8 protein-coding genes are annotated in these 11890 nt (G+C 44.4%); all 8 read right to left on the bottom strand.

The window, feature by feature from the left end:
- Positions 1-454: 454 nt before the first annotated feature.
- The 8 genes from OCW38_RS06050 to OCW38_RS06015 all read right to left on the bottom strand — a co-directional run bounded on the left by OCW38_RS06050 (position 455) and on the right by OCW38_RS06015 (position 11513).
- Positions 455-2338 carry a methyl-accepting chemotaxis protein gene (locus OCW38_RS06050; RefSeq protein WP_016800748.1) on the bottom strand — a complete coding sequence of 628 codons (1884 nt, stop codon included), beginning with the start codon at positions 2336-2338 and terminating at the stop codon, positions 455-457.
- A gap of 319 nt (positions 2339-2657) precedes the next feature.
- Positions 2658-4229 (bottom strand): BCCT family transporter, encoded by a 1572-nt coding sequence (locus tag OCW38_RS06045; protein WP_010438176.1) that lies wholly within the window; start codon positions 4227-4229, stop codon positions 2658-2660.
- A 271-nt stretch (positions 4230-4500) separates the two neighbouring features.
- Positions 4501-6099: a BCCT family transporter gene (locus OCW38_RS06040; protein WP_010438175.1), complete on the bottom strand. Its 1599-nt coding sequence runs from the start codon at positions 6097-6099 to the stop codon at positions 4501-4503.
- Between the two features lie 169 nt (positions 6100-6268).
- The gene (locus OCW38_RS06035) at positions 6269-6907 is read right to left on the bottom strand and encodes a response regulator transcription factor (RefSeq protein ID WP_016769284.1); all 639 of its coding nucleotides are present in this window, start codon (positions 6905-6907) and stop codon (positions 6269-6271) included.
- Positions 6900-8255, bottom strand: coding sequence for a cache domain-containing protein (locus tag OCW38_RS06030; RefSeq protein WP_010438173.1), 1356 nt, complete (start codon positions 8253-8255; stop codon positions 6900-6902). The genes OCW38_RS06035 and OCW38_RS06030 overlap by 8 nt, the downstream gene beginning before the upstream one ends.
- Before the next feature lie 104 nt (positions 8256-8359).
- Complete coding sequence (locus OCW38_RS06025; protein ID WP_010438172.1) at positions 8360-9643, bottom strand: TRAP transporter large permease; 1284 nt, start codon at positions 9641-9643, stop codon at positions 8360-8362.
- Positions 9644-9654: 11 nt separating this feature from the next.
- Complete coding sequence (locus OCW38_RS06020) at positions 9655-10197, bottom strand: TRAP transporter small permease subunit (RefSeq protein ID WP_010438170.1); 543 nt, start codon at positions 10195-10197, stop codon at positions 9655-9657.
- A 221-nt stretch (positions 10198-10418) separates the two neighbouring features.
- Positions 10419-11513 (bottom strand): TRAP transporter substrate-binding protein, encoded by a 1095-nt coding sequence (locus OCW38_RS06015; protein ID WP_010438168.1) that lies wholly within the window; start codon positions 11511-11513, stop codon positions 10419-10421.
- Positions 11514-11890 lie beyond the last annotated feature (377 nt).

Raw genomic sequence — 11890 nt, 5'->3', positions numbered from 1 at the left:
CTCGCACCAACACACCTCTTAGCTTTCGCTTCGAGTTTGTGCTTCCAGACTGTCTGGATGTGGTGTCAGGCTTCCCCAGTTACTGCACTGGCTCCCTGTTAACAATGCCACCCTCAAGCACAGCATAGGTCTGACTGAGTATAGGGCTTCGCGCTATTTCGGACGCTTACCCACCTATACTGCCGAAGCAGGTTTACTTGCGTTGTGTACTGCTAACTTCCTATCGCTTCCTTCAGACCCTGCCGTTAGCCAACAACGCCCTTGCGATTCGGATTATCTTCCCCTCAGTCGGGGTGATTCAGGTTTCTTTCAACCTGACGGGTTTGCCAGCTTCGCTGGGCAAACAAAAAAGCCGAATGTGATAATCACATTCGGCTTTTTGATAACGTTATCGCGAATTATTCGCTAGTCGTTTTAGCTATCAAGTTATCGCTATTCGCTCAGAACTTAGTGCTTAAAGCTTGAAGCGGCTAATTTCGCTTTCTAGCTCGTGAGACAGTTCAGATAACTGAGCAGCTTGTTCCGCAGCTTGGTGCGCTTCGTCTGCTAGCTCATTAGATACGTCACGGATTCCTTCAGTGTTACGAGTGATCTCAGACGTTACTGATGCTTGCTCTTCTGCAGCGGAAGCAATTTGTGTCGCCATGTCGCTAATGCGTTCAACAGCTGCATGGATTTGCGTCAGGCTCGCTGCGGCTGAGTTTGCGTCATCAACACTGGTTTCAGCAAGTTTACGGCTATCGTTCATGATATTAACCGCTTTGCCTGTTGTACCTTGTAGCAACTCAATCGTTTGTTGAATTTCTTGCGTTGAGCCGTGTGTACGTTGGCTCAGAACTCGAACTTCATCCGCTACTACTGCGAAACCACGACCTTGCTCACCAGCACGTGCAGCTTCAATCGCAGCGTTAAGTGCAAGTAGGTTCGTTTGTTCTGCAATACCTTGAATGTTAGACAAGATAGCGTTGATGCTGTTGCCGTGCTCTTCAAGTTCTAGGATAACGTTCGTTGCGATTTGAACTTCTTGAGCAAGGTTTTGGATAGAGCTTTGCGTCTGTGTCACTTGACCAGTACCGTGCTCACACGCGCCAACTGCTTCTGATGAGTTCTGTGCAGTGTGGTCAGCGTTACCCGCGATCTCTTGTGTTGCTGCAGCCATTTCGTTGACGGCTGTTGCTACCATGTTGATCTCGTCTTGTTGCATTTGGATACGAGCACTACGTTCTTCAGCTTGAGAAGCCGTTTGACGTGCTTGGTTGCCTAGCGCAGCAGATACTTCGCTTAGCTTGATCACCATGGTGTGCATATTGCCTACAAAACGGTTGAAGTTTTCAGCAAGCTTACCAATTTCGTCATCGCTCTTAGGCTCAAGGCGTTGAGTAAGGTCACCCTCACCTGAAGCAATTTCTTCAAGTGCCGCTGAAACACGGTTCAAATCACGGAATAGGAAGCTCACTAACCAAGACACTAATACGATTACGATTAACGTAATAATAACAGCCGTTGTGATCAATTGAGTAAGCAGTGTTGAGTGGTTCGCCTCTTCTGTTGCCTTGTCCATCTGAACCGCGAAGATCCAGTTAGTGTTAGGCACCTTCGTGAAATAAAGCAGCTTCTCTGCGCCACGTTGCTTAATAATCTCGATGCTACCCGTACGTACTGCGTTCTCGATAATAGGCATAGAGATATCGTTTGAAAGCTGGCTTACTGGTTTCAAGCTTAGCGCTGAATCTGGGTGTGCTAGGAATGTACCGTCAGAGGCATCAATTAGCATGGCGTAAGCGTTGTCACCAACATCAAGGCTGATTACATCGTTAACCAATTGGTCGATAAGTACGTCAGCACCCACGACACCAACAAGTTGGCCGTTGTGACGAACCGGTTCAGCAATCGTTACAAGAAGAGCTTTGGTGATCGCATCTTGGTAAGCGGTTGTGATGATTTGCTTACCTGCAGCGTTTGCTTCTTGGTACCAAGGGCGTTGACGAGGGTCGTAATCTGCACGATTACGTTCAGGGTGTGAACGGTACATTCCACCTTCTGGAGTACCTAAAAAGATATCGTCAAAGCCACCCGCAACACGAGCTTGCTTAAGGAAAGGAACAACATCATCCTCTCGTGAAAAGTCATTAAATGCTGATGCGATATCTGTACGGATATCAATCCAGTTTTTAATACCTTCAGATGCTGCTTCAGATACGCTTTCAGCTCGTAGGTATACGCCATTGCGAGTCTGTTCGAATAGTTGGTTTGCTGATAGCCAGGTCAACGCTGTTGCCATAACCACAACAGCAGATAGGCTAGCACCTATCAACTTCTGCTTTAGTGTTAGTTTCATGTCAAAGTTTCACGAGTGGTGGGAAATCTCGCGCATACTACCCAAAATCAGTATTAAATTCGAGCGATTTCACAATTTAATATCGGAATATAATTTTAGGTAAACCATAAGCTTAGCTAATGCCAATTCCTTGGCATTTCGCCAAATTTAAGGCGGTATTTTATATATGGTTATTAGAATTTATATCACATCTCATATGTTAAAGAGAGGCGGACACATGATAAAGAAGAAACAAAAAAGCAGAAGAGTTTCCTCTTCTGCCTTCATACTATTTACCGCTCTACCGCATATAAGCTTCGATAGATTTCGGCTTTAGAGCCTAGCGTTTTTCTGTACGCATACCCATTAGCAAGCTAACACACATCAGCAATAGAATGATGGTGAATGGTAATGCCGTCGAGATTGCACCCGCTTGCAGAGCTTGCACTGCTTCAGTACCACCAACCCACAATAGCGCTACAGCAATCGCACCTTCAAGGAATGCCCAGAACACACGTTGAGGAACTGGTGTATCAACTTTACCACCTGCGGTGATGCTGTCGATAACTAGAGAGCCTGAGTCAGACGATGTAATGAAGAATACTAGAACCAATACAACCGCAATAATTGATAGCAGAGTACCGAACGGCAGAGCATCAAACATTTGGAACATTGCTAGTGATACATCCGTTAGGCCGTCTTGCCCAAGAATACCAACGTTATTCACGATTTGATCAATTGCCATCCCACCGAACACTGACATCCAAATGATAGTCACTGTCGTCGGTACAATAAGTACTGCTGTAATGAACTCACGGACTGTACGACCTTTAGAAACACGTGCGATAAACATACCTACGAATGGTGACCATGAAATCCACCAAGCCCAGTAGAATACAGTCCAACCGTGCAACCAAGCTTCATCTTCACGACCGTGTGGGTTACTCAGCGGGATGATGTTCTCGATGTATGCCATCAATGTTGTCGGGATTGAACCCAGCGTCACAGCATAGCCAATTAATGCCACTAAAATCAGCAGTAAGAAGGCAACCAGCATGTTGATGTTACTGATAACTTTAACGCCGCCATCAATACCGCGAAGTACTGATACTACCGCCAATAAAGTCACCGCAGTAATCACAATAACTTGCAGCCCTAAGCCCGCTTCAATGCCGAATACATGTTGAATACCACTTGCTGCTTGTTGTGCACCTAGTCCAAGCGATGTCGCCAGACCAAACAGGGTTGCAAGTACAGCAAGAATATCAACAATGTGACCCGCCCAACCCCAAGCTCTATCACCTAAAATTGGGTAAAAGATAGAACGGATAGAAAGAGGCAACCCCTTGTTGTAAGAGAAGAAAGCAAGTGACAATGCTACTACGCCATAAATCGCCCAAGGATGCAGACCCCAGTGATACATGGTTGCACCTAGCGCCAACTTAGCCGCTTCTGGTGTATTCGCTGCAACATTAAGCGGAGTTTCGTACCAGCCTGTATAATAAGCAGCAGGCTCAGCCACACTCCAGAACATCAAACCGATACCCATACCTGCGGCAAACAGCATCGATAGCCAAGACATAAAGGAGTAATCTGCCGTCGCATCAACACCACCAAGGCGAATTTTACCATAAGGAGAAACAATCAAGCCTAAGCAGAAAATTACGAAAATATTACCCGACCAGATGAAGAGCCAATCAAACGAATTGATAATCTGGCCTTTAACGCCATCTAGTGCAGCCTTTGCTGAAGCGGTATCTGTAATCAGAACACCGATGAGGAACAAAGCAATAAGTCCCGCACTGATACCAAATACTGGGTTATGAACATCAAAACCCCATTTTTGGACATTATCTTGACCGACAGTGTAATCCGTACTGTCGATACTGTATTTATCTATACCTTTAGTCATTATCCCTCTCTACGGAATATTAATAGGGTCTATTAACCTCAATATCCCTTATTTACCTGTGACCTAGTCAAAACTCGAACGAACGATCCAAGCAGTACAAGTTGTTATCACAATTATTCAAATACTTGGATGTCTGAAGTTTAGCAGGTTAAATTATTGTTTTCAGTAAACCAGAATCAGTTCGCCGAATTTTCAAACAAAATATACGTAATTACCCAAAGTACTGACGAAAAAAAGGCCGACCGAGTCGACCTTTAACTAAAAAATACTTTTAACTCAAAGCATTTTGCTGTTGGACTAATTTATTTTCAGTTCGTAAACCTAGCAATAAGCTTAGGCACATAAGCAATAATATGAACGCGAATGGTAACGCCATTGATACCGTTCCGGCTTGTAGTGCTTGGATGGATTCAGTACCGCCAACCCAAAGTAAAACCGCGGCAATCGCACCACCCATCAGCGCCCAAAATACACGCTGTGGCACTGGCGCATCGACTTTACCACCAGAGGTAATGCTATCGATAACTAACGAACCTGAATCCGAAGATGTGATGAAGAACACCATAATCAGACCAATCGAAACGACTGAAAGCACAGAACTCATTGGCAGCGCATCATAAGTATGGAATAGAGAAAGCGTAATATCTTGCAGACCATTGACACCGATCTCGCCCACCTTGTTCGCCACTTGGTCAATCGCGATTCCGCCAAAAATAGCCATCCAGATGATGATTACTGTCGTTGGAATGAACAATACAGCTACAATGAATTCACGAATCGTACGACCTTTAGAAATGCGAGCAATAAACATACCCACGAATGGTGACCAGGACATCCACCATGCCCAGTAAAATACCGTCCAACCTTGCATCCAAGTTTCATCGTCACGACCATGAGGATTACTAAGAGGAATGAAGTTTTCAATATAGCCCATGAGTGCCGTTGGGATTGCTTTAATACCCGCCAGGCCACCAGCGATCGTTACGAAGATAAGTAGACCCAAAGCAACCAACATGTTGACGTTACTTAAAACCTTCACGCCACCGTTGATGCCACGAACCACTGACATTGTTGCTAAGAAAGTGACCACTGCGATAACAACCAACTGCATGCCAATACCACCATCGGTACCGAATACATGGTTAATACCACTGGTTGCTTGTTGTGCGCCCAAACCTAACGATGTTGCAAGGCCGAACAAGGTTGCCAGTACTGCAACGATATCAACGATATGGCCAAACCATCCCCAAGTTCTGTCACCCAAGATAGGATAGAAAATCGAGCGGATTGAAAGAGGCAGACCTTTGTTGAAAGTGAAGAAGGCAAGTGCTAGAGCAACAACAGCGTAGATAGACCAGCCGTGTAAACCCCAGTTATAGATGGTTGCACCAAGTGCCAGCTTAGCCGCTTCAGGTGAGTAAGCTTCGACACCTAATGGCGTTTGATACCAACCCGTGAAGTAAGCTACTGGCTCAGCAACACCCCAGAACATCAAACCAATACCCATTCCCGCGGCGAATAACATCGACATCCAAGATAGGTTGGAGTGCTCTGCTTTGGCATCATTGCCACCAATACGTATCTTGCCATACGGGGAGACAATGAGGGCAAAACAGAAAATCACGAAAATGTTAGCAGCCCACATGAAGAAGCCATCGAAGTTGCCGATGATTTTCCATTTGATACCATCGAGCGCAGCTTTTGCTGTTTCAGGTTCAGCGACCAGAAGTGCAAGCAGGAAAATAATGATCGCTCCTGCACTGATACCAAATACAGGATTATGAACATCAAAACCCCATTTCTGAACGTTATCTTGTCCTACTGTATAATCGGTATTTTCAATACTATACCTATCTTTTACAGGCTCCATGTTTCCTCTCTAATTTGCAGCGCACTATTTGCAACATTACATTCGGCGCTTAAATTTCGAAAAGAAGCATATCAACCTGTCGCAAAAATACTAAAAAAACCGTCAAAAATCAGGTCCAAATGGCAGTTTTAGTAATTAAATTACACATTTAATGTAATTTAGCGTAAGATCACTCCACAAGCCCAGAATTAACAGCATATTTAGCTAGCTCTGCCGTAGAGTGAATATCCAACTTGTGCTTAATGTTTTGTCTATGCGTTTCAACCGTTCGATAACTGATGTTCAGCGCCTTAGCTACCTCTTTACTGCTCTCCCCTTTTGCGACCAATTTCAACACTGCTTCTTCACGTCTACTTAACGGATTCTTGATGGATGGCGTGGGAGTAATAGGCTGTGTGAACAAATTCTGAGTTACCTTTTCACAGAAGTAGGTCGAACCTTGATTCACGGTTTTGATCGCCTGTACCATCTTTTCAGCAGAAATCTCTTTCAACATATAACCAACAGCACCCGACTGCATCACTTTCATAATGTATTCACGGTTGTTATGCATGGTCAACATTAGCACCTTCGCATCAGGGTCTTCTTCTTTAATTAGATGGGTTGCGTCAATGCCGTTCATGATAGGCATGCTAATGTCCATCAACACCACATCAGGTCGCAGAGTTTTTACTACCTCTACCGCCTCTAAGCCATTGCTGGCAGTACCTATCACGCTAATATCCGGCTCGAGTTCCAATCTCGCCATAAAGCCATCCAGTACCACTTGATGATCATCAGCGATCACAACTCGAATAACTTCACTCATTCATTAATCCCTCTAGTGTCAGCAACACGGTAATTTCCGTTCCGAAGCCAATTTCACTCATCAGCTCAAAATCACCACCAATGAATTCAACTCGCTCTCTCATATTACGCAGCCCAATCCCTCGTTTCTCCATCGCTTTGTAGGTATTAAAACCCACACCATTATCTTGGATTAAAAGCTGCAATACATTGCCAATTTGCTGCGCGATAACCGTAACTTTAGTCGCTTGTGCGTGCTTTTCAATGTTATTCAATGACTCTTGAACCACTCGATACAAGGTCGTCGCCGCCTCTGATTTCAACTGACCTGGCTGCGTACTAAACAAGGTTTCCACCTCAATACCAGAGTGCGCCTGAAAGTCTAATAATAGAGAAGATAACGCTGCCTCTAAGCCAATATCATCCAATGAACTTGGACGAAGTTGGTGGGAGATATGCCTCACCTCTTCAATCGCTCTCATCAGCGAATGCTGTGACTTATCTAGATGCGCTTTGAGGTCTTCACTTTGTAACTTGTTTCCGAGCAACTCTAAGTGACAACGGCTCGATACTAATAACTGGTTAATGCCATCATGTAACTCACGCGCTAAATGCTTTTTTTCATCCTCTTGAAACATCACCGTCTTGTGGGCCAATTCCTTCAGGTTATTATCGGCGATGCGATGCTCGTGCATGTTGATCGCCAAAGTAAGCACGATAATGACCGCAACTGTCACGCTAAGAATCACCACAATCGAAAAGAACGTGGTCTCTATATTCTTGTTAATCGCAGCCTGCATGGAAGCGACTTCTTGGTGTACATCTTCAATATACAGACCCGTGCCAATCATCCAGTCCCAACGTTCTAACCAAGCCGCATAACTTAACTTAGATACCACTTCTCCCGTCGATGGCTTTTGCCACAAATACTGATGAAATCCGCCTCCGGTTTGCGCTTGCCTTAACAGTGCTTCGATAAGAAAGTCGCCATCTTCATCTTGTAACTCAAGTAGGTTTTTTCCAATCAATTCAGGTTGTATTGGATGAACGAGGTTGGTGCCGTGACGGTCGTACGCGAAGAAGTATCCATCTGAACCATACCTAAGTTTAGACAATATGATTCGAACTTCTCTTTTAGCTTGGGCTTCTTGGATATCAGGATCATTGTAGATATGTTCGATGGCATCAAATGCGAGGTCGACAGTGTCTTTGAGGGCATTTTCACGAGACTTGATCAGGCTGTCTCTGAAGATCTCCACTTCTTTTGCACCCAATGTCTTGGTTTGATGCAACGAGATCCAACTAATACTCGCCGTCACAAGCAACAACGGGAGCAGCGTCAGCAAAATCAGCTTAGCCTTTAGAGGCATTCCTTTTCCTCACAAAAAACGGCTTATTGAACACCAATAAGCCGTCTTATTTTAGCAATTTATCGTTAACCGTTGAAACATATCATTCACATTCTTGGCTTCACTCACATTCCATAGAAAGATGGGAAAGCGAGAAGTGATCCAAGCACGAGGATTTGAATCAGAATGAACGGCATTACACCTCGGTAAATATCCTTAGTGGTTACGCCTTTTGGTGCCACCCCTTTTAGATAGAACAAACTAAAACCAAATGGTGGTGTTAGGAATGAGGTTTGTAGGTTCATCGCGATAAGGATAGCAAACCAAGTCATGTTTATGCCCATCAACTCAGCGACAGGTGCAATAATCGGTACGATGATAAAACAGATCTCAACGAAGTCGATAAAGAAGCCGAGGATCAAAATAACCAACATGGTGATAATCAAGAAGCCCCACTTCTCACCCGGTAGCTGTAACATCCACTCTTCAACCAGATAATCACCGCCAGTGTAAGTGAACGCCATTGAGAACGCGGTTGCACCAAGTAAGATAGCAAAGACCATTGCCGTTACTTTTACCGTCTCTTTAGATGCGTCATACACCATCGACCAACTAAACTGACCGTATAGCAAAGCAAGTACCATAGCACCCGCACCACCTAATGCAGCAGACTCTGTCGGCGTAGCAACACCGGCGAAGATAGAGCCCAATACGACAATGATCAGTGCAAGTGGCGGTACGATAGCTTTCAGAGCATTGATGACTTCTTGCTTACGACTAATTGAGTCATCACGTTCAATCGGTTGAGCTGCTTCAGGGTTTAGCTTCGCGTATATCAATATGTACACGATATAAGCACCGACTAACATCACGCCCGGCCAAATCGCCGCTTGGAACAAGTCACCAACTGGCACACCTAGCACATCACCCAATAGAATGAGAACTATCGATGGTGGAATGATTTGCCCAAGCGTACCAGAAGCACAAATGGTGCCGCAGGCTAAGCCTTTATCATAGTTGTATTTCAACATTACTGGCAGAGAAATCAGGCCCATCGCTACCACAGAAGCACCAACTACACCGGTTGAAGCGGCAAGCAATGATCCTACTAATACCGTCGAAATTGCGATACCACCACGAACCCCACCAAACAATCTGCCCATAGACTCAAGCAACTGCTCAGCAAGCTTGGTCTTCTGTAGAACAAGCCCCATGAAAACAAACAATGGAACGGCCATCAGCACCGTATTTTCCATGATCGATTGAATTCGATATGGCATGAAGGCAAACATCTCAATGCCCTCAGCCCAAACTCCAAAGATTAATGCGATACCGCCAAAGGTAAACGCTACTGGGAAGCCAAGTAAAAGTGCAAACAAGGCGACAAAAAACATTACTATTCCAATCATGTCAGCCTCTACTAATTCTTTGTATGAATATTATTTGCGTGGATAAGGTGCGGATTAAAAATCTTGTTCAGTGAATGCAGGATCAAACCCACGCCACTGAGCGCCATTAAGAAGAATGACAGCGGGATCATAGCTTTGATGATCCAACGATAAGGCAAACCACCGGGATCGCCTGAGGTCTCACCCAACTCATAACTCTCTTTAGCAACATCGATACCAAACCAAGCCACCAACAAACAAAACGGAAGCAGGAAGACAACCGTGCCAAGCAAATCAATAATGGCTTGAGCTTTAAAACTCAGCTGCTCGTAAAACACATCAACTCGAACATGCCCACCCGCTTTGATGGCATAAGGAACACCTAACAGAAATACGGCTGAGAAAAGGTGCCATTCCATCTCTTGAAAGGCGATTGAGACATCGTTGAAGGCATATCTCATGACAACGTCATACACGACGTTAGCGATAAGTAAAATAAACAACATACTGGAAAGCCATCCCAGTGCATCACCGATACGATTAAACAGGCGTTCAATATAAATTAGACTTCGCATTCCCGACTCCATGGAATTTGAAAAGACATCGCGTATTGAGTTAGTGCAGCTAAAACGAGTAGCGCTAACCAGATTCACGACATAGAAAGGGTTCTTGGGATCGTATACAGGATTTATCCTGCTTAATTATTATGATTTGAATGAACCCGCCGCTTACTCACTCTCAGTTACCTAGTAAAAAAAGCTTTGGGTTCATTTATCTTTAGTTCAACAAATGTCGACTATTTCGCTTGGCTATTTAAATAAGCTCTGTGTGAAATATCCGTCCATGAACGAACTTGTTCTAGGTAGCTTGCTTGTGAAGCTTGGATCTCTTTTGCTAATTCATCTTTCTCAGCATGCTTAGCTAATAGGCGATCATTTGCTTCTTTCAATGCAGCCATAACCTCTGGTGGGAAATCTTTAACTTGTACGTCTGGGAATTCTGTCTTCATTGAAACCCAGTTCTTGCCACTTTCATGCGTTGCTTGTGTGTACATGTCATAAGCAGCAGTACGCATTGCAACTCTAAGGATTTCTTGTAGATCTTCAGGCAACTTGTTCCATGTGCGCTTGTTCACTAGGAATTGAAGCTCTGAACCTGGCTCATGCCAACCTGTGTAGTAATAAGGCGCAATTTTGTGGAAACCCATTCGTAAATCAAGTGATGGACCCACCCACTCTAGTGCATCAATTGTGCGTCGCTCTAGAGACGTGTAAAGCTCACCCGGTGCAATGTTTGTTGGTTTTGCGCCTAGCTCAGCAAGAATCTCACCAGCGAAGCCTGGGATTCTCATTTTCAAGCCTTGTAGGTCTTCAACACTATTGATTTCTTTTTGAAACCAACCGCCCATCTGAATATCAGTGTTACCACCTGGGAACGACATCAAGTTGTGTGGAGAGTAAACCTGCTCCATCAACTCCATACCACCACCGTGATAGAACCATGCGTACTGTTCTGCTGGCGTCATACCGAAAGGCATAGAAGTGAAGTAAAGTGTGTTTGGAACTTTACCTTTCCAGTAATAAGAGCCTGAGTGACCCATGTCGTATTGACCAGACTTAACCATGTCAAATACGCCAAGCGGAGCTTTATGTTTATTGGCTGAATCGATGCGGATTTGCAGTCGACCATTCGACATTTTCTCAGCCATAGCAGCCATATTCTTAGTAGCATCACCAAAAACAGGGAAGTTTGGTCCCCACGTTTCGGCAAGCTTTAAACGGTAAACCTTATCAGCAGCTGTTGCACCAGTAGCGACTAAAGCTAAACAAGCCGCTGCAGTTACCGCAACGTTTTTAAAAACTCGTGTGAGGGAGTTAGAGATGAGACTCATGTTCACGTCCTTTGTTGGGTTAACACTCTTTCATTGAGCATTTTTTATGATTCAACATAAGAGTGCACCGTGATGAAGCAACAAGATATCAGGGAGAGCACGCACGAACGGTTGGTTTAAATGTACGTATTAGACCAAAGGATTACGTATAACTACGTAGGAGATAATTCAATATCACCTACTTTAAAGGAGTTAGGTTATTCACTATAGAAACAGGTATTGATAAATACCTAAGTAGTTATAGTGAATCGAAATTAACAATTGATTCCCATTTCGTGATGAGACTCTATTCCTTGCTACATTCTGGTGATATCAACTAGCGATCTATCACTATGGACGCCCTACTTTGGGGCTTGCTGATTAGGAGCAAGAGTGCC

It is taken from the genome of Vibrio cyclitrophicus (assembly GCF_024347435.1).
Taxonomy (GTDB): domain Bacteria; phylum Pseudomonadota; class Gammaproteobacteria; order Enterobacterales; family Vibrionaceae; genus Vibrio; species Vibrio cyclitrophicus.
The sequence above is the reverse complement of the archived record's forward strand: the minus strand, read 5'-3'. Positions and strand labels throughout refer to the sequence as shown.